Below are 19,563 nucleotides of genomic sequence, written 5' to 3'. Positions count from 1 at the left end.
GGGAGTCTTTGTGATGATAAAAAAAGTATTAATAGCCAATCGTGGGGAAATTGCTGTACGAATTATTCGTGCTTGTAAAGAAATGGATATTGAAACGGTTGCAATTTATTCAGAAGCAGACAAAGAGTCACTTCATGTCCAAATTGCAGATGAAGCGTATTGTGTTGGACCAACGATTTCGAAAGAAAGCTATTTAAATTTGACAAACATTATAAGCGTTGCGAAATTGACAGGTTGTGATGCAATTCATCCGGGATACGGATTTTTAGCAGAGAATGCAGATTTTGCAGAATTATGCCGTGAGTGTAACTTGATTTTTATCGGTCCAAGTCCGGAAGCTATTTCAAAGATGGGCACAAAAGACGTTGCACGTGATACAATGAAAGAAGCAGGGGTTCCGATTGTACCAGGTTCACAAGGGATTATTAAAAATACCGAACAAGCGATCGAGCTTGCTAATCAAATTGGATATCCAGTTATTATTAAAGCGACTGCAGGTGGCGGTGGAAAAGGTATTCGTGTTGCACGCCATGAAGAAGAGCTTGTGAAAGGAATTCAAATTACACAGCAAGAAGCTAGTACCGCTTTTGGGAACCCTGGTGTATACTTGGAGAAGTACGTTGAAGATTTCCGCCATGTTGAGATTCAAATAATGGCAGATACACACGGAAATGCCATTCATTTAGGAGAGCGTGATTGTACAATTCAGCGCCGTCTGCAAAAACTATTAGAAGAAAGTCCATCACCTGCACTTGATGAAAACATTCGCAAGCAAATGGGTGAAGCGGCAGTTAAAGCGGCGGTAGCGGTTGATTATACAGGTGCTGGTACGGTTGAGTTTATTTATGAATATAAAACGAAAAGCTTTTATTTCATGGAGATGAATACGAGAATCCAAGTTGAACATCCAGTTACTGAAATGGTAACAGGGATGGATTTAATTAAAGAACAAATTCTTGTTGCTTCTGGAGAAAAGTTATCGTTACAGCAAGAGGAAGTACAATTTAATGGTTGGGCAATTGAATGTCGAATTAATGCGGAAAACCCTGCCAAAAAATTCATGCCATCTCCAGGTAAAGTAGAAATGTACTTACCACCAGGCGGATTTGGTATTCGCGTCGATTCAGCTGTATATCCGGGATATTCAATTCCACCTTTCTATGATTCGATGGTTGCTAAATTAATTGTTCACGGAAAAACACGTGAAGAGGCAATTGCAAAAATGAAGCGAGCGCTCAGTGAATTTGTCATTGAAGGCGTACATACAACAATCCCGTTCCATTTGCAATTGCTAGATCATCCTGATTTTGTAAAAGGTGAGTTTAACACGAAATTTTTGGAAGAGCATGAACTTGTGACGCAGTGATACATTAAAGGAGGTTTTTTTCATGGCTGAACATATGTTAGATATGGGTCAAGATACAACTCTTGGAAAAGTAGAAATTGCACCAGAAGTAATCGAAGTAATTGCAGGTATTGCAGCTGCTGAAGTAGAAGGTGTAGCGGCAATGCGTGGTAATTTTGCTACAGATGTTGTTGAGAAGTTAGGTAAGAAAAATCATGGTAAAGGTGTAAAGGTTGAATTAGCAAACGAAGATATTATTGTTGACCTTTATGTTGTTATGTATTTTGGTGTAGCAATTCCAGTTGTTGCACAAAAAATTCAAGACAATATTCGCCAAGCGCTCTTTACAATGACAGGACTTGAGCCAAAAGAAGTGAATGTTCACATCGTTGGCGTAACATTCGAAACACAAAAAACAGAAATCGAACCAGTGTAAGAGTGAAAAAAGGTGCCTAGTAAAATAGGCATCTTTTTTATCGTTTCATTTCTTCACAAATTAAAACCCTCTAATTATTATACTATTTCAAAAAATAAGAAATAAAAAAGGAAATGTTTCGTTTTTCCAAAAAACGTACATTGTGATAAGATATGGAACTTGAAGTTAATCTTTTTATTATTTTTCAGCCTTGTACCCCGTGTGTGAAACGATAAATTGTGTTATTATCATTGTATTATAAGGTTGGAAAATCAATGAAAACTGCAAGAGTAAGTGAATTGACGGCTTATAAATTATAATAATATAACAAAGCATAAGGAAAGACTTGAAGTATAAAGGAGAGTTACAATGAAACGTAGGACGGCTAGAGAAAGAGCAATGCAAGCATTATATCAAATGGATATTACAGGAGAATTAGAACCGAAAGTAGCGGTGGAAAATACGCTAGATGAAGGTGAAGAAACAAATGAGTTTCTAGAATCACTTGTTGTTGGTTTTGTCGAGAATAAAGAAGTAATTGATGAAGCGATTCGTCAAAACTTAAAAAAGTGGAAGTTTGAACGTATTAGTATTGTTGATCGCAGTATTTTACGTGTAGCTGTGTATGAAATGAAATACATGGAAGAAATTCCACACAATGTAACAATTAACGAAGCAATTGAAATTGCTAAAGCATTTGGGGATGAGGAATCTCGTCGTTTTATTAACGGCGTTTTATCTAATATAAAAGATACACTGTAATTTCTTTAAGGGGGAATCTTAAAATGGTAGCAGTAATCATCAAAGGAAATGAAGTTGCGGAGAAAAAACGAGCACAATTAAAAGAAGAAGTTGTGAAGTTAAAAGAGCAAGGGATTGTACCAGGATTAGCAGTTATTTTAGTTGGAGAAGATCCAGCATCTCGTTCTTATGTAAAAGGAAAAGAAAAAGGCTGTGAGCAAGTAGGAATCTATTCAGAGCTAATTGAACTTCCTGAAACGATTACTGAGGAGCGTTTGCTTGCTGAAATCGATCGTTTAAATGGAGACGACCGTATTAATGGCATATTAGTACAATTACCTTTACCAAAACATATTGAAGAAAAAGCTATCATTGAAAGAATTTCACCTGAAAAGGATGTAGATGGATTTCACCCAATTAGCGTGGGGCGTATGATGACAGGACAAGATACATTCCTACCATGCACACCGCACGGTATTGTGGAATTAGTAAAAGAAACAAATCTTGATATTTCTGGAAAGCATGTCGTTGTCATTGGAAGAAGTAATATTGTCGGTAAACCAGTGGGACAACTGTTTTTAAATGAAAATGCAACTGTCACATATTGTCATTCTAAGACGCAAAATATTAAAGAATTATCGAAGTTAGCTGATATTTTAATCGTAGCCGTTGGAAGACCGAAAATGGTAACAGCTGATTATATTAAAGAAGGTGCGGTTGTAATTGATGTCGGTGTAAATCGTTTGGAAACAGGAAAGCTTTGTGGTGATGTTGATTTTGATAATGTATTGGACGTTGCGGGTTACATTACGCCTGTACCAAAAGGAGTTGGCCCAATGACTATTACAATGCTACTTCACAACACTGTTGAATCTGCAAAGCGTGCAGGTGTTGTTTGTAAATAATTTGAATCGGCTATGAGGAGAGAGCAATGGAGAAACAATATTTAACCGTTACAGCATTAACACGCTATATAAAAACAAAAATAGAGTACGACCCGCATTTGCAGTCTGTTTGGTTAAAAGGAGAAATTTCCAACTTTAAATATCATAGCCGTGGTCATATGTATTTTACATTGAAAGATGAAAATGCAAGAATTGCAGCGGTTATGTTTGCGGGTCATAATCGTAACATTAAATTCAGACCTGAAAATGGAATGAAAGTACTTGTAAAAGGAAAAATTTCCGTTTATGAGGCGAGTGGTTCTTATCAAATTTATATTCAAGACATGCAACCTGATGGAGTTGGAAATCTTCATTTAGCTTATGAACAATTAAAAGTCCGTTTAGAAGAAGAAGGGCTGTTTTCTCAAGTTTATAAGCGTCCAATCCCTGCGTATGCAAAAACAATTGGTGTTATAACGTCGCCAACAGGAGCAGCAATTCGCGATATTATAACAACGATTAAACGTCGTTATCCAATTGGAAACGTTATTGTGTTTCCTGTACTTGTACAAGGGGAGTCAGCGGCTCCCTCAATTGTACAAGCAATTCGCACAGCGAATGAAATGGGAGATATTGATGTTTTAATTGTTGGGCGTGGTGGGGGCTCTATTGAAGAATTATGGGCCTTTAATGAGGAAGTAGTTGCAAGAGCTATTTTTACAAGTGAAATTCCAATTATTTCAGCTGTAGGACATGAAACGGATTTTACAATTGCTGATTTTGTTGCTGATTTGCGTGCACCTACGCCGACTGCAGCAGCAGAACTTGCGGCACCTAATATTCTTGAATTGCAAGAGAAAGTGCTACAAAGAACTCTCCGCTTGCAAAGAGCGATGAGAGAGATGGTACATAAAAAAGAAGAAAAACTACAAGTGTTACAAAAATCTTATGCGTTCCGTTATCCAAGGCAAGTGTACGAACAAAAAGAAGAGCAGTTAGATAGGGCTCTTGAACAACTTGTTTTAGCGAAAGAGCGTTATATAGATAAAAAAGTAAATCAATTAAAGCAACTTTCATTTTATTTAGAGAAGCACCACCCATCTCAAAAAATTATACAAACGAAAACTGCAATTGCAACGTTGCAAAAGCAATTGCAACGTGAAATGCAAACATTACTTCAAACGAAGGAGTTCGCATTTGTGAGAGCGGCTCAAAAGCTTGAAGCATTAAGCCCGCTTAAAGTAATGATGAGAGGGTATGGGCTTGTATACGATGAAGAGAAACAAGTATTAAAAAGTGTGAAAGATGTTAACCTTGGAGATGCTGTTTCGGTTCAATTACAAGATGGAATACTAGATTGTAGCGTATCGAGCATAGAGGAGCGTGAATTGAATAATGGAAAATAAGTTAAGCTTTGAAGAAGCAATTTCGCAGCTTGAGCATCTCGTTTCTAAGCTTGAACAAGGTGATGTACCTTTAGAAGAAGCAATTTCTTATTTTAAAGAAGGCATGGAGTTATCTAAGCTTTGTGATGAGAAATTGAAAGATGTACAAGAACAAATGGCAGTTATCCTTGGGGAAGATGGAGAGCTTGAACCGTTTACTGCTTTAGGAGATGAAGCATAGTGACACATATAGCTTTTGATGCTTTTTTGAAAGAGAGTAAAACTTTCGTAGAAGAAAAGCTTGTAAGCTATGCAAATGAATTACAATGTCCAAATGTGCTTCGTGAAGCGATGGCATATTCTTTGGAAGCGGGTGGAAAACGTCTCCGCCCGTTACTTTTATTTGCAACGTTACAAGCGTTTGGGAAAGAAAGAAATCTTGGCGTGGGTGCAGCTTGTGCCCTTGAAATGATTCATACATATTCGTTAATTCATGATGATTTACCTTGTATGGATGATGACGATCTAAGACGAGGGAAGCCCACAAATCATAAAGTATTTGGTGAAGCAATGGCGGTTTTAGCAGGAGATGGTTTGTTGACATATGCTTTTCAAGTTATTATGGCATATGAGCCAAAAGAAATCTCTGCTGAAAAAAAAGTAAGACTTGTACTGGAGCTTGCGAAAGCAGCAGGACCTGAAGGAATGGTTGCTGGACAAGTGGCAGATATGGAAGCCGAAGGAAAACGACTTACAATTAATGAATTAGAGTACATCCATAAGCATAAGACAGGAAAACTGCTTGAATTTGCTGTACTTGCAGGAGCGATACTTTCTGATGCTACAGAAGAGCAGGAAGAGAAGTTACTTACATTTGCGAAATATATCGGTCTAGCTTTCCAAATTAGAGATGATATTTTAGATGTAGAAGGTACAGAAGAAGAGATTGGCAAACCGATTGGTAGTGATGCTTCCAATGAAAAGAGCACATATACGACGTTATTTACTGTAGATAGAGCAAAATCTATTTTAGAGGAAACGATTGCAAAAGCAAAAGATGCTATTAACTCTTTACAATTACAAGATGAATATTTACTATCTATTTGTGATTTGATCGCAAAACGTAATAACTAAGATAACAGCGTTTTCATTTGTTGAGTCATTCATCATTTTATGATATAAATGTAGGAAAAGGTTTTTCTTTTCTTGTTATTGGCAAAAATATATGTAGATTACATTGCCGTTATCACTCCGTGTTAGCGGCTATTTTTTCATCGCGTAAAGAAATATGATGTATAATAGGGTAAGTGAAAAAATGGAAGTATTTTCTGAAACAGGACAAGATAAAAAGAATAGAAAAGAGAACTTCTTGTGTTGCGTAAATGTTTCTTATACTATTTGACATGTTGACAGATTATGAAATGAAAGTGAGTGATCCATGTGGATCTAACGCAAATTCAAAACCCTAGTTTTTTGAAAGATATGTCTATCAGTGAACTAGAGGGATTGAGTGAGGATATTCGTAAGTTTTTAATTGAAGAGCTCTCTCAAACAGGTGGACATATTGCACCTAATTTAGGTGTAGTAGAACTCACAATTGCTCTGCATAAATTATTTGATAGTCCGAAAGATAAATTTTTATGGGACGTAGGACATCAATCCTATGTACATAAAATTTTAACCGGGCGTGCGAAAGAATTTGGCACATTGAGACAATACCAAGGTTTATGTGGTTTCCCAAAACGCTGTGAGAGTGAGCATGATGTATGGGAAACTGGTCATAGCTCGACGTCACTATCTGCTGCGATGGGTATGGCTCTTGCGCGTGATATAAAGAAAACGAAAGAATATGTTATACCAATCATTGGAGATGGTGCTTTAACGGGCGGAATGGCTTTAGAAGCATTGAACCATATTGGGCATGAAAAAACAGACATGATTGTTATTTTGAATGACAATGAAATGTCAATCGCACCGAACGTCGGTGCACTTCATAATGTACTTGGTCGTTTACGTACTGCAGGGAAATACCATTGGGTGAAAGATGAGCTGGAGTATATATTGAAGAAAATCCCAGCAGTCGGTGGGAAAGTGGCTGCGACAGCAGAAAAAATAAAGGATAGTCTAAAATATTTACTAGTATCAGGTGTCTTTTTTGAAGAATTAGGCTTTACATATTTAGGTCCGGTCGATGGGCATGATTATGAAAAGTTATTCGAAACGTTGCAATATGCAAAGAAAACAAAAGGCCCAGTACTTGTTCATGTTATTACGAAAAAAGGAAAAGGTTATAAACCAGCTGAGAGTGACGTTATTGGAACTTGGCATGGAACAGGACCTTATAAAATTGAATCAGGTGACTTTGTTAAGCCGAAGGAAGTTGCACCGGCATGGAGTGCTGTTGTTAGTGAAACAGTGCTTAAGCTAGCGAGAACGGATGAACGTATCGTTGCAATTACGCCTGCGATGCCTGTTGGATCGAAACTTGAGAAATTCCAAAAAGAATTCCCAGATCGCATGATTGATGTAGGTATTGCAGAACAGCATGCTACAACAATGGCAGCAGGTATGGCAACGCAAGGAATGAAGCCGTTTTTAGCAATTTATTCAACATTTTTACAAAGAGCATATGACCAAGTTGTTCATGATATATGTCGTCAAAATTTAAATGTTTTCATTGGAATAGATCGCTCTGGATTAGTAGGAGCAGATGGTGAAACACATCAAGGTGTATTTGACATCTCATTTTTACGTCACTTACCGAATATCGTGTTGATGATGCCAAAAGATGAAAATGAAGGGCAACATTTAGTATATACGGCAATGCAATACGAAGACGGACCAATCGCTTTACGTTATGCACGTGGTAATGGACTTGGCGTTCATATGGATGAAGAATTAAAGGCGATTCCAATTGGTACGTGGGAAACGTTAAAAGAAGGTACACAAGCAGCGATTTTAACATTTGGTACGACGATTCCAATGGCAATGGAAGCAGCTGAGCGTCTTGAAAAGGCTGGAGTTTCAGTGAAAGTAGTGAACGCTCGCTTTATTAAACCAATGGATGAAGCGTATTTACATGATCTCTTAGGAAAGAATATACCGATTTTAACGATTGAAGAAGCTTGTTTAATCGGTGGTTTTGGAACGGGAGTAGCTGAATTTGCGTCTGAGAATGGATACCATAGTGCATTAATTGAACGAATGGGTATTCCAGACCGTTTCATAGAGCACGGAAGTGTAACAAAATTATTAGAAGAAATTGGTTTAACGACAGATGCTGTTGTAGACCGTATTCATACAATGATTCCATCAAAACAAAAAAGGGCGTAACAAATGAGCGTAAAAAAAGAAAGAGTAGATGTACTATTAGTAGATCGAGGACTTATAGAAACGCGTGAGAAGGCTAAACGTGCTGTTATGGCAGGTCTTGTATATGCGAATGAAATGAGACTCGATAAGCCAGGGGAAAAAATTCCGCAAGATACGGAGATTACGGTGAAAGGGCAAGTTATGCCGTATGTAAGCCGTGGTGGTTATAAGCTTGAAAAGGCGTTAGAAACATTTCAACTTGATTTACAAGATAAAGTTATGATAGATATCGGTTCATCAACTGGTGGTTTTACAGATTGTGCGCTTCAAAATGGAGCGAAGTTATCCTATGCATTAGATGTAGGATATAATCAACTTGCGTGGAAATTGCGTCAAGATGAGCGTGTTGTTGTGATGGAACGAACGAACTTCCGTTACGTGACACCGGCAGATTTAGAACGTGGTTTACCTCAGTTTGCAAGTATCGATGTTTCATTTATATCATTAAAGCTTATATTGCCGGTTTTAAAAACAATGCTTATGCAAAATGGTGATGTAGCGGCATTAATTAAACCGCAGTTTGAAGCTGGGCGAGAACAAGTCGGGAAAAAAGGTATTGTTCGTGATAGAAAAGTACACGAGGCTGTCGTGGAAATGATTGTCGATTTTGCTCTGAAAGAAGGCTATGATGTAGAAGGTTTAACATTCTCACCTATTACAGGTGGAGATGGTAATATTGAATTTTTAATTCATCTAAAGTGGCACGGTGAACGTGAGAATGGCGAAAATCATTCTCCAGTTTCTATTGAGCAAGTTGTTACAGAAGCACATGAGGTTTTAAAACAAAAAGGGAAAGGGGAATAACATATGTTGTTCCTCTTTTTGTTGTAATTGTATAATGATTGTAAAAACAATTGTGTACAAGTAACGGATTATACGTTAACATAAATAAGTGAAGTATACCAATGTTTAAACTATGGTAAGAGATAGTGTGAGGTGCAAATGTATGAATAAAGGTCAGCGCCATATTAAAATCAGGGAAATTATTGCGAACAAAGAAATTGAAACACAAGATGAACTAGTTGATATTTTACGTAATGAGGGATTTAATGTAACGCAAGCAACAGTATCACGCGATATTAAAGAACTGCATTTAGTGAAGGTGCCATTACATGATGGTCGCTATAAATATAGCTTGCCAGCAGATCAACGATTTAACCCGTTGCAAAAATTAAAACGAAATCTAGTGGATTCATTTGTAAAATTAGACACGGCAGGACATATGCTTGTGCTAAAAACATTGCCTGGTAACGCTCATTCACTTGGGGCACTTATTGATCATTTAGAGTGGGATGAGATCATCGGAACCATTTGTGGTGATGATACTTGCTTAATTATTTGCCGTACACCTGAAGATACAGGTGTTGTCTCTGATCGTTTCTTAAATATGCTGTAACAGAAAAATCTTGTTTGCTTTCCTCTGTAAAGTGGAAAGCAAACAAGATATTTTTATTGGCTAAAAATATGGATTTTCAAATACAATACATTATTTTTTCCGAATAAAGTTAGAAAATAGGTGGATTGACCCGTAAAACAAATGTTTGGTACAATGGAGCGGGTTAGAAGAGTAATTTATACATATAAACATATAGTATAACTATTTGAATGAAGAATACTGAGAAAAGCCCTTAATAGGGGATTAGTTAATAACGAGGTGAATGGGGCATTGTTATCGGAATTATCGATTAGAAACTTTGCTATTATTGAGGCATTAAATATTTCTTTCCAAAAAGGTTTAACTGTTTTAAGTGGTGAAACAGGAGCTGGAAAATCCATTATTATTGATGCAATTAGTTTGCTTGTTGGTGGCCGTGGTTCAGCGGAATTTGTTCGATACGGAACAGAAAAGGCTGAGATAGAGGGATTATTCTATGTAGAAGATGATAAGCATCCATGTATCGCAAAGGCAGAAGAGTTAGATATAGAAATAGAAGATGGTATGATCATTTTGAAGCGTGATATTGCTGCGAACGGAAAAAGTGTATGTCGTGTAAATGGGAAACTTGTTACACTCAGCATATTAAAAGAGATTGGGAAAACGCTTGTTGATATTCATGGACAGCATGAAACGCAAGATTTAATGAATGAAGAACGTCATATGTTTATGCTCGATCATTTTGATGGAGATCGTATTGTTAAACAATTGGACGTATATCAAAATGTATACGCAGACTATGAGAAATTAAAAAAACAGTTGAAATCTTTAAGTGAAAATGAACAACAAATGGCCCATCGTCTAGATTTAATTCAATTCCAACATGAAGAAATTCGTAAAGCGGATTTAAAAATGGATGAAGAATATGAATTGACTGAGGAACGATTAAAAATCTCCAATTTTGAAAAGATTTATAAAGCGTTAGGAGATGCGTATCGTTCGTTAAGTTCGGACGGACAGGGGTTAGATCATGTAAGGAATGCAATGGCACAAATGGAGAGTATTACGCACTTAGATGAAGCGTATCAAGAAAATCATGATTCAATTGCAAATAGCTATTACTTATTAGAAGAAGTTGCATATCAGCTTAGAGAAAAGTTAGATATGATGGAATATGACCCGAAACGTTTAGATGAAATTGAAACGCGTTTGAATGAAATCCGTATGTTAAAGAGAAAGTATGGAAATACTGTAGAAGAGATTTTAGCGTATGCAGATAAAATTGAACAAGAAATTTTTACGATTGAAAATAAAGACGTACATATTGAAACAACGAGAAAGCAGTTAAAGGAATTAGAAGTTGTTATTCTAAAAGAGGCAACGTTGTTAAGTGATATGCGTCATGAACTTGCAGATCATCTTACAAGCGCAATTCATCAAGAGTTAAAAGAACTATATATGGAAAAAACGAAATTTGAAGTGAGAATCATGAAGAGGGAAGGAAACGCAGAAGAACCTCTTGTAGAAGGAACACCGGTGAAACTTACGACGGATGGCTACGATCATGTGGAGTTTTATATTTCAACGAACCCAGGTGAACCGTTAAAGCCACTTTCAAAGGTCGCTTCTGGCGGAGAGTTATCTCGTATTATTTTAGCTTTAAAAAGCATTTTTTCTAAGCATCAAGGTGTTGCATCTGTTATTTTTGATGAAGTGGATACGGGTGTGAGTGGTCGGGTTGCACAGGCTATTGCGGAAAAAATTTATCGTGTATCAGTAAACTCGCAAGTACTTTGTATTACGCACTTACCTCAAGTAGCTTCAATGGCGGACTCGCATTTATTTATTAGAAAGCAAGTGGCGAATGATCGGACGATTACATCCGTTACTGTGTTAAGTACGGATGAAAAAGTAACAGAAATTGCTCGAATGATTTCTGGTGTGGAAATTACAGATTTAACGACAGAACATGCGAAAGAGTTACTTACGCAAGCACATCATTTCAAGCAGACAGCAGAGGCTATCCAGTAATGGATAGCTTTTTTTCTCAAATGACGATTTCTTAATTCTTCCGGTTATAAATAAAGCACTGCAAGGAGAGATTAAAAAGTGAAGCCAAGAGGCTGAATGTGGGGTAGGAGCGAGGAGAGTGAACAAATTGAAATTAGAAAGATTTCGAAAAATAATAGGTCTTTGTCTCCTTGTTTCTCTAGTTCTTATTGGATGTTTTAAACCGCTTCGAACGTTTATTTCATCCCCGAAGCAACTTGTTGTTTTTGAAGGACAACAATCAGAAATAGCATCATTACCAGTTTTTAAGGCCTCATCTACAAATCGTAATGTATTTACAGTAAGTTCAAATGAACAAGAACTTATGGTAAATTCTCACCAAAATGGTGAAGCTGATATGGTGTTTCAACTCGCTGGTTTTCCAGTGAAAAAAGTAAATGTGAAAGTATTAAAAGATTTTAAAGTTATCCCAGGTGGACAATCGATTGGTGTGAAATTAAACACAAAAGGTGTACTTGTTGTAGGCCATCATTTAATTCAAACTGAAAAGGGTAAAGTATCTCCTGGTGAAACAGCTGGTGTACAGATTGGGGATATGATTACTGAAATTAATGGTAAAACAATTGAAAGAATGAGCGATGTAGCACCATTTATTCATAATAGCGGAGAAACAGGTGAACCGCTTAATCTTGTTTTATTAAGAGATGGAAAATACATTCGCACTAAGCTAACACCACAAAAAGACACTGGCGAATCCTCTTACCGAATTGGACTATATATTCGTGATTCAGCAGCTGGTATCGGAACGATGACATTTGTACATCCAGATTCCATGAAATATGGGGCGCTTGGTCATGTGATTTCCGATAATGATACAAAAAAGCCGATTCAAGTAGAAGATGGACAAATTATGCGTTCGACAGTAACGTCTATTGAAAGAGGGAGTCACGGGAACCCAGGGGAAAAATTAGCAAGATTTTCACCAGACCGTGAAGTAATTGGTAATATTACAGTAAATAGTCCGTTTGGTATTTTTGGGAAATTGAACACAAATATGACAAACGGTATAATGGATAAAGCAATGCCTATCGCATTATCCCATCAGGTAAAAGAAGGGCCAGCGAAAATATTAACAGTTATTGATCAAGATAAAGTAGAAGCATTTGATATTGAAGTTGTTAGCACAGTACCGCAAAAGTTCCCAGCTACAAAAGGTATGGTAATAAAAGTGACAGATAAACGCTTGTTAGCGAAAACAGGTGGCATTGTACAAGGGATGAGTGGAAGTCCAATTGTACAAAATGGAAAAGTAATTGGTGCTGTTACACATGTATTTGTAAATGATCCAACGTCAGGATACGGTGTTCATATTGAATGGATGTTACATGAAGCTGGAATTAATATTTATGATCAAGAAAGAAAAGCGAGCTAATACATATTAGCTCGCTTTTCTATTGGAAAATTCGTTGAAATTTTGTAAAAGCTCCGCAAGAGCTGTTTTTTGTTGTAAAATATAAGCAAAGGGTTGAACGTTTCGCTGGAATTCTATGATGGAATGTGTTGCGAAAGAAAAAAAATGAACGATAAACATATTTTTTTGTGATTTTATCGGAAAGTAAGAAACTTTAAAAGGGAATTTTCACACAATTGTCGAACAATTCATGTAGCCTAGAAGCTTACACATGTCGGAAGAATCGATTCGGTAAGGGAGGAAAAGCTGTGGAAAAAATTAAAGTATGTCTTGTGGATGATAATAAGGAATTGGTATCAATGCTAGAGAGCTATGTTGCTGCTCAAGATGATATGGAAGTTATCGGAACTGCTTACAATGGCCAAGAGTGTTTAAATTTATTAAAAGACAAGCAGCCTGATGTTCTTGTTTTAGACATTATTATGCCACATTTAGATGGTCTAGCTGTGCTAGAGAAAATGCGACATATTGAAAGGCTAAGACAGCCTAGCGTAATTATGTTGACAGCATTCGGGCAAGAAGATGTGACGAAAAAAGCAGTTGACTTAGGTGCTTCATATTTCATATTAAAACCATTTGATATGGAGAATTTAACAGGTCATATTCGTCAAGTGAGTGGTAAGGCAAATGCTACCATTAAACGTCCATTGCCATCTTTCCGATCAGCAACAACAATAGATGGAAAACCGAAAAACTTAGATGCGAGTATTACAAGTATCATTCATGAAATTGGTGTACCTGCTCATATTAAAGGATATATGTATTTAAGAGAAGCAATCTCTATGGTGTATAATGATATCGAATTGTTAGGATCTATTACGAAAGTGTTGTATCCAGATATCGCAAAGAAATACAATACAACAGCAAGCCGCGTCGAGCGTGCAATCCGTCATGCGATTGAAGTAGCTTGGAGCCGTGGGAATATTGATTCTATTTCGTCCTTATTTGGTTATACAGTATCAATGTCCAAAGCAAAGCCTACGAATTCCGAGTTCATCGCAATGGTTGCGGATAAGCTAAGACTTGAACATAAGGCTAGCTGAGAGTAGCATATTAAAAATATATTTTTTCATAAAAGATCGATGGGTTTAAAACACTCGTTGATCTTTTATTTTGTTATAAGGATAATATTGAAGTGTTATTTTCATAAGAAATATGATTATGACACATTTAAAGGTGATTCATTGATTTATATGGAAAATAAAAAGATATATTTAGTAAAATTATCTATAAAGGGATATTTATTGATATGGAATTTGTTAAGGGAGTAACTGGAAATGACTGGGGGATTTATATGAAAAAGAAAATTTTAATTTGGATTGGATGTGCAATAGGCTTAGTCGGGCTTACTGTTGGTATAACTTTTGGAATGTTGGAACTTGCAGATAATCCGGCGGACAAACAAGCTAGTGCTGAAATAGATACAAGCGAATATAAAACAGTTCCAAAAGAAAAAGAAGCGCAGTTTGGTGAGATTGGTGGCGCAAGTGCGAAACTTCAAATTACAAAAGATTCTACTGAAGAAGAAGTAGTTAAAGCGATGCACAGTATGACCCACCAAAAAGTAATAGCTGAGCAAAAATGGGGAGCAATCCCAATGTCTAAAGAGAATGCTAAAAAAGTAAGAAGTATCTTAAATGAGAGTACTTTTGAAACGAAAGAAGAACTTTTAGCGATTGCTGAAAGATGGATAAACAAAGACTTTAGTAAAGTTGTGGACGATCATAACTACTTCTGGAAATTGCAAGGTGGTAATATCGGAAAAGCTACAGGAGTTATGGATCCGCTAGAAGAGCAAACTTTTTCTTTAAATAATTTTGGAGATGGAGTAACAGGTGAATTACACAAATCTGGAGACCTTCAATATGTTGGAGGAAATTAAAATTTGCAAGTTGTAGAAAAAGCTTCTTTATAGGGGGCTTTTTATTATGGTGTTTCACGCATTCATAATTTTAGTGGGTAAGTTATCCGTGATATAATGAAGGAAGAAATATAAATTATAATAAAAAGCCCTGCAAAACAGGACTATATTATTCTTCGTCTTTATTTTGTTTTTCTAATTCAACTAACTTTTGAATTAAAATGTGTTGTGGCATATGCATAAGCTGTTCGAGCGGGACACCTAACGCTTTTGATAGGCGGACTGCAGTGTCTGGAGAAATTTGTAATGGTCTCATAGAAGTACCTCCTTTTTCGTATAGTATAGCATAAGATTGGGGGAGTGAGGATGACTCTTATATTTGCACATCGTGGTGCGGCGGGAACATACCCGGAAAATACAATGATTTCATTTGAAGCAGCGGAGGCTTTCGGGGCAGACGGAATTGAACTTGATGTTCAATTAACGAAAGATGGAAAAGTTGTCGTCATCCATGATGAAACTGTGAATCGAACGACGAATGGAAAAGGTGCTGTTCGGAATTATTTATACGAAGATTTATGTAAGTTAGATGCAAGTTATAAATTCAGCGGAAAAGTAGGTTTTTGTAAAATCCCTCTATTAGAAGAGGTGCTTGAATGGCTTACAAAAACGCAATTGCTACTCAATATTGAACTGAAAAATAATACAATTCCATATAGAGGCTTAGAGGAAGAAGTAATAACACTTGTACGTAAGTTTAGTTTAGAGGATCGGACTATTTTTTCTTCTTTTAATCACTACAGTATGAAGCGGTGTCATATGATGGCTCCGGATATTCAAACAGCTATTTTATATCGCGAAGGTCTGCATAGCCCGTGGGCATATGCGAAAAAAATGGGTGCTAAAGCAGTGCATCCAAATTATCGTTATCTTCAAGATGCCATTGCTGAATTAACGATGGAAAGTGGTGTAGAGGTTCGTCCTTACACAATAAATGAAGAAACGCTTATGCGTAAATATTTTGATATGAACATATCGGCGATTATTACTGATTATCCTGAAACAGCAAGAACGTTATTGTCGATAAAAAAATGAGACCTATTATAACGGTCTCATTTTTTGTTTATGGATATGTGAAAAATTTGTTCTATCTTCTAAAGCGGGCCTGTACTTTATTTCTCTTACGATCTCTATGTAGGACGAAGCCGCCAAAGATATAAAACCCAAGTGCGAAGCAAAAAGCGCCGATTAAAAATTGTAACCATAATATAGGGATTGGAGAGAATAAAATCCCAAATACAGTGTCTCTCATTAACTTTATGCCAAGCACAGCTAATGAAATAGGGATGAGTGCTAATAATAGAGCAAGGTAACGCTGCATACATAACGCTCCTTTTCAGATTATTTCGTATATATTAAATGATGTTATATGAAAAGGGGGTTTGTCAAGAGGTTGCTGAACGAGTAAGATAAGGGTGTGAAAAATTTTGCAGAGATACTTCGAGAGGAAGTGTAATGTATGAAACAAAAGGTGTTAATTGTTGGAGCAGGTGAAGGTGGAAGTACACTGCTTAGTCTGTTACAAAATTCAAATATATTTCAAATTATAGGGGTTATTGATATTAATCCAATAGCGAAAGGATTAGAAATTGCTAAGGAATATGGAATTCCGATTGATGATAGTGTAACCCCGTTTCTTTCTATGCATATTGATGTAATGTTTGATATGACAGGTGACTATGATTTACATAAGGTTTTATGGGAGGTTAAGCATAAAGATACTCTTCTTATACCAGGGGATATTGCAAAAATTGTTACGAGATTAGCGCATGAGAAGGAAGAATTAATTGGGAAGCTGGAAGAACAGACGCAACAAGGGGATTTGATTTTAAATTCTACACATGACGGTATGATTGTTATAGATCGAGAGGGACAAGTTCGTCTGTTTAATAAAAGTGCAGAGCGTATTATCGGATATAAAAAAGAAGAAGCGATAGGGAAATATATTTTAGAAGTCATTCCAACGAGTAAGTTACTGCGCATTATACGTACGAAACAAATAGAAGTGAATTATGAACTGACGCTAGAGAATGAAAAGAAAATTATTACAACGCGTATACCAATATTAAAAGAAGATGGAGAGGTTCAAGGGGCATTTGCGATTTTTAAAGATATTACAGAAGTTGTAGATTTAGCGGAAGAAGTTACAGACTTAAAAGAAATTCAAACGCTACTTGAGGCGATTATCAACTCATCTGAGGAAGCGATTTCGGTTGTCGATGAGAAAGGAAGAGGGCTAGTTATAAACCCTGCTTATACGAAGTTAACGGGTTTGACAGAAGCGGATATTATAGGGAAGCCGGCTACAACTGATATTGTAGAAGGTGAAAGTATGCATATGAAAGTACTTCGGACACGCCGAGCCGTACGAGGAATACATATGAAGATTGGGCAAAAAAAGCGGGATGTAATTGTAAACGTAGCACCGGTTATTGTTGATGGAATATTGAAAGGAAGCGTCGGTGTAATTCGCGATGTATCAGAAATTCAAAAGTTAACAAATGAATTGAATAGGGCAAGACAAATTATTCGAACATTAGAAGCGAAATATTCATTTGATGATATTGTTGGCGATTCAGATGAAACGACGGCAGCTATTGAACAAGCGAAGCTTGGAGCGAATACACCAGCAACGGTATTGCTACGCGGAGAATCTGGGACAGGTAAAGAATTATTTGCGCATGCGATCCATAATGGAAGTAATCGGAAATATAATAAGTTCGTCCGTGTAAACTGTGCGGCTATTTCGGAGACGTTGTTAGAAAGTGAATTATTCGGTTATGAGGAAGGTGCGTTCTCTGGAGCGAAAAGAGGCGGTAAACGAGGTTTCTTTGAAGAAGCAAACAATGGAAGTATATTTTTAGATGAAATTGGAGAGTTATCTGCGAATACGCAAGCGAAGCTCCTTCGTGTACTGCAGGAAAAGGAGATTGTGAAAGTAGGAGGAACGAAAGCGATACCTATTAATGTCCGAGTGATTGCGGCGACGCATGTGAATTTAGAAAAAGCGATTTTAGAAGGGAAGTTCAGAGAGGACTTATATTATCGTTTAAATAAAATCCCAATTCAAATTCCTTCCCTTCGTCAGCGCAAAGGAGACATACCAGCGATTGCAGAAAGGTTAATTCAAAAAATTAACCAAGATTATGGCCGGAATGTAGAAGGGCTCACCGATGCAGCCGTTTCGTATTTACAATCATATGAATGGCCAGGAAATGTTAGGGAACTTGAAAATATTTTAGGACGAGCTATTATCTTTATGAATTATAACGAGATATATATCGATGTACATCATTTACCGCCTTTACATAAAGAAGAACAAGTAGAGACGAAACAAAATAATTTATTACCTGAATTAGAAGAGAAGGCCCTTGAACACTTAGTGACAGAATTTGAGGGGAATATTATCCATGAATATTTGGAGAAATTTGATGGGAACAAAACGAAGACTGCAAAAGCGTTAGGGATTTCGGTTCGAAACGTATATTACAAGTTAGAAAAGTACAACCATGCAAAAAATAGCATGCAATAAATTGCGTACCGTGCAATTTATTGCATGGTATACAAGAAGTGACAAAATGAGACACAATATTCCGTTTTTTTAAAAGTATTGATTTTACTGCATTTTGAATGCGTTTTCATTATTGGTAAGACCACTTTTAAAAGTTGGCACGGTATTTGCTTAATAAATAGGCGAGGGACGACGGAAAGGGTTGATTACAAAATATGAAGTTAGAACACTTAATTGATCAAGCAGCAGGACAGCCTAAAAAAACTGTAGCTGTAGCAGTAGCTGAAGATCATGAAGTAATTGAAGCTGTAGCGAAAGCAATTAAATTACAGCTAGCTCAATTTCGTCTATATGGAAATCAAGAGAAAATAATGGGGATGCTACAAGAACATGGTTTACAAACTTCAGAACATATTGAAGTGATTGCAGCAGAGTCAAGTGCTGAGGCTGCAGAACTTTCTGTTAAAGCTGTGAGAAACGGTGAAGCAGATGTACTTATGAAGGGGAACATCCCAACAGCAAATATGTTGAGAGCTGTATTAAATAAAGAGTGGGGACTCCGTAAAGGTAGCGTACTTTCACACGTTGCAACGTTTGAGGTTCCAAATTACGATCACCTTATCTTTGTTACAGATGTAGCGATGAACATTGCACCTGATGTAACACAAAAAGCTGCTATTATACAAAATACTGTTCAAGTTGCCCAGGCAATAGGAATTGAGTTGCCAAAAGTGGCACCAATCGCAGCAGTAGAGGTTGTGAATCCAGCGATGCAGGCGACAATTGATGCAGCGATGTTAACACAAATGAATCGCCGCGGACAAATCAAAAATTGTATCGTTGATGGACCACTTGCTTTAGATAATGCAGTATCACAAATTGCAGCAGAGCATAAAGGCATAGTAAGTGATGTAGCAGGTAAGGCAGACATTTTACTCGTCCCAACGATTGAAGCTGGAAATGTGCTATATAAATCACTCGTTTACTTTGCAGATGCAAAAGTAGGAGCAATGATTGCTGGCGCAAAAGCACCGATTGTTTTAACATCTCGTGCTGATTCAGCAGAAACAAAAGTATATTCATTAGCATTGGCAGTTGCGACTGCTTCAAAATAAACCAAAAAGGGTAAAACA

The 19,563-nt window shown here is 36.8% G+C and carries 19 protein-coding genes; 17 read left to right on the top strand and 2 right to left on the bottom strand.

Going from position 1 to position 19,563, the window contains the following annotated elements; all coding sequences use genetic code 11:
- The first annotated feature begins 13 nt into the window (after nucleotides 1-13).
- The 14 genes from accC to VK90_RS16675 all read left to right on the top strand — a co-directional run bounded on the left by accC (nucleotide 14) and on the right by VK90_RS16675 (nucleotide 14,880).
- Nucleotides 14-1,366: an acetyl-CoA carboxylase biotin carboxylase subunit gene (gene accC, locus VK90_RS16740; protein WP_048374152.1), complete on the top strand. Its 1,353-nt coding sequence runs from the start codon at nucleotides 14-16 to the stop codon at nucleotides 1,364-1,366.
- Nucleotides 1,367-1,388: 22 nt separating this feature from the next.
- A complete protein-coding gene (locus VK90_RS16735; RefSeq protein ID WP_000807630.1) occupies nucleotides 1,389-1,781 on the top strand; it encodes an Asp23/Gls24 family envelope stress response protein in 393 nt (130 codons plus the stop codon).
- Between the two features lie 348 nt (nucleotides 1,782-2,129).
- Entirely contained in the window at nucleotides 2,130-2,522 is a 393-nt protein-coding gene (gene nusB, locus VK90_RS16730) for a N utilization substance protein NusB (protein ID WP_048374151.1), read from the top strand.
- A gap of 23 nt (nucleotides 2,523-2,545) precedes the next feature.
- Nucleotides 2,546-3,406 (top strand): bifunctional methylenetetrahydrofolate dehydrogenase/methenyltetrahydrofolate cyclohydrolase FolD, encoded by an 861-nt coding sequence (gene folD / locus VK90_RS16725; protein WP_048374150.1) that lies wholly within the window; start codon nucleotides 2,546-2,548, stop codon nucleotides 3,404-3,406.
- Between the two features lie 26 nt (nucleotides 3,407-3,432).
- Complete coding sequence (xseA, locus tag VK90_RS16720; protein WP_048374149.1) at nucleotides 3,433-4,791, top strand: exodeoxyribonuclease VII large subunit; 1,359 nt, start codon at nucleotides 3,433-3,435, stop codon at nucleotides 4,789-4,791.
- Nucleotides 4,781-5,011, top strand: coding sequence for an exodeoxyribonuclease VII small subunit (xseB, locus tag VK90_RS16715; protein ID WP_002173406.1), 231 nt, complete (start codon nucleotides 4,781-4,783; stop codon nucleotides 5,009-5,011). The genes xseA and xseB overlap by 11 nt, the downstream gene beginning before the upstream one ends.
- Complete coding sequence (gene ispA / locus VK90_RS16710) at nucleotides 5,011-5,904, top strand: (2E,6E)-farnesyl diphosphate synthase (RefSeq protein ID WP_025150071.1); 894 nt, start codon at nucleotides 5,011-5,013, stop codon at nucleotides 5,902-5,904. Before xseB ends, ispA begins: the two co-directional genes overlap by 1 nt.
- Nucleotides 5,905-6,210: 306 nt before the next feature.
- Nucleotides 6,211-8,103: a 1-deoxy-D-xylulose-5-phosphate synthase gene (dxs, locus tag VK90_RS16705; protein ID WP_002173404.1), complete on the top strand. Its 1,893-nt coding sequence runs from the start codon at nucleotides 6,211-6,213 to the stop codon at nucleotides 8,101-8,103.
- 3 nt (nucleotides 8,104-8,106) lie between these two features.
- Nucleotides 8,107-8,946, top strand: a complete 840-nt coding sequence (locus VK90_RS16700; protein WP_025150073.1) for a TlyA family RNA methyltransferase — start codon at nucleotides 8,107-8,109, stop codon at nucleotides 8,944-8,946.
- Nucleotides 8,947-9,088: 142 nt separating this feature from the next.
- Nucleotides 9,089-9,538: an arginine repressor ArgR gene (gene argR / locus VK90_RS16695; protein WP_001032581.1), complete on the top strand. Its 450-nt coding sequence runs from the start codon at nucleotides 9,089-9,091 to the stop codon at nucleotides 9,536-9,538.
- Nucleotides 9,539-9,808: 270 nt separating this feature from the next.
- Complete coding sequence (gene recN, locus VK90_RS16690; protein ID WP_002173402.1) at nucleotides 9,809-11,548, top strand: DNA repair protein RecN; 1,740 nt, start codon at nucleotides 9,809-9,811, stop codon at nucleotides 11,546-11,548.
- 118 nt (nucleotides 11,549-11,666) lie between these two features.
- Complete coding sequence (gene spoIVB, locus VK90_RS16685) at nucleotides 11,667-12,959, top strand: SpoIVB peptidase (protein WP_002173401.1); 1,293 nt, start codon at nucleotides 11,667-11,669, stop codon at nucleotides 12,957-12,959.
- 287 nt (nucleotides 12,960-13,246) lie between these two features.
- Nucleotides 13,247-14,041 (top strand): sporulation transcription factor Spo0A, encoded by a 795-nt coding sequence (spo0A, locus tag VK90_RS16680; RefSeq protein WP_002173400.1) that lies wholly within the window; start codon nucleotides 13,247-13,249, stop codon nucleotides 14,039-14,041.
- Nucleotides 14,042-14,292: 251 nt separating this feature from the next.
- Entirely contained in the window at nucleotides 14,293-14,880 is a 588-nt protein-coding gene (locus tag VK90_RS16675) for a PRK06770 family protein (protein WP_033719448.1), read from the top strand.
- A gap of 148 nt (nucleotides 14,881-15,028) precedes the next feature.
- On the opposite strand, the gene VK90_RS27685 is transcribed toward VK90_RS16675, so the two are convergent.
- The gene (locus tag VK90_RS27685; RefSeq protein ID WP_001247671.1) at nucleotides 15,029-15,175 is read right to left on the bottom strand and encodes a YycC family protein; all 147 of its coding nucleotides are present in this window, start codon (nucleotides 15,173-15,175) and stop codon (nucleotides 15,029-15,031) included.
- A 50-nt stretch (nucleotides 15,176-15,225) separates the two neighbouring features.
- Here VK90_RS27685 and VK90_RS16670 point away from each other — a divergent pair, with 50 nt between their 5' ends.
- Nucleotides 15,226-15,954 (top strand): glycerophosphodiester phosphodiesterase, encoded by a 729-nt coding sequence (locus VK90_RS16670; RefSeq protein WP_002173398.1) that lies wholly within the window; start codon nucleotides 15,226-15,228, stop codon nucleotides 15,952-15,954.
- Between the two features lie 52 nt (nucleotides 15,955-16,006).
- Here VK90_RS16670 and VK90_RS16665 read toward each other — a convergent pair whose 3' ends face one another.
- Nucleotides 16,007-16,240: a DUF2627 domain-containing protein gene (locus VK90_RS16665; protein WP_002173397.1), complete on the bottom strand. Its 234-nt coding sequence runs from the start codon at nucleotides 16,238-16,240 to the stop codon at nucleotides 16,007-16,009.
- A gap of 138 nt (nucleotides 16,241-16,378) precedes the next feature.
- Between VK90_RS16665 and VK90_RS16660 the strand changes: the two genes are divergently transcribed.
- Nucleotides 16,379-18,451: a sigma-54-dependent Fis family transcriptional regulator gene (locus tag VK90_RS16660; RefSeq protein ID WP_048374148.1), complete on the top strand. Its 2,073-nt coding sequence runs from the start codon at nucleotides 16,379-16,381 to the stop codon at nucleotides 18,449-18,451.
- A gap of 194 nt (nucleotides 18,452-18,645) precedes the next feature.
- Entirely contained in the window at nucleotides 18,646-19,545 is a 900-nt protein-coding gene (gene yqiS / locus VK90_RS16655; protein WP_048374147.1) for a phosphate butyryltransferase, read from the top strand.
- Nucleotides 19,546-19,563 lie beyond the last annotated feature (18 nt).

The organism is Bacillus sp. LK2 (assembly GCF_001043575.1).
In the GTDB taxonomy this organism is placed as follows: Bacteria; Bacillota; Bacilli; order Bacillales; family Bacillaceae_G; genus Bacillus_A; species Bacillus_A paramycoides.
The sequence above is the reverse complement of the archived record's forward strand: the minus strand, read 5'-3'. Positions and strand labels throughout refer to the sequence as shown.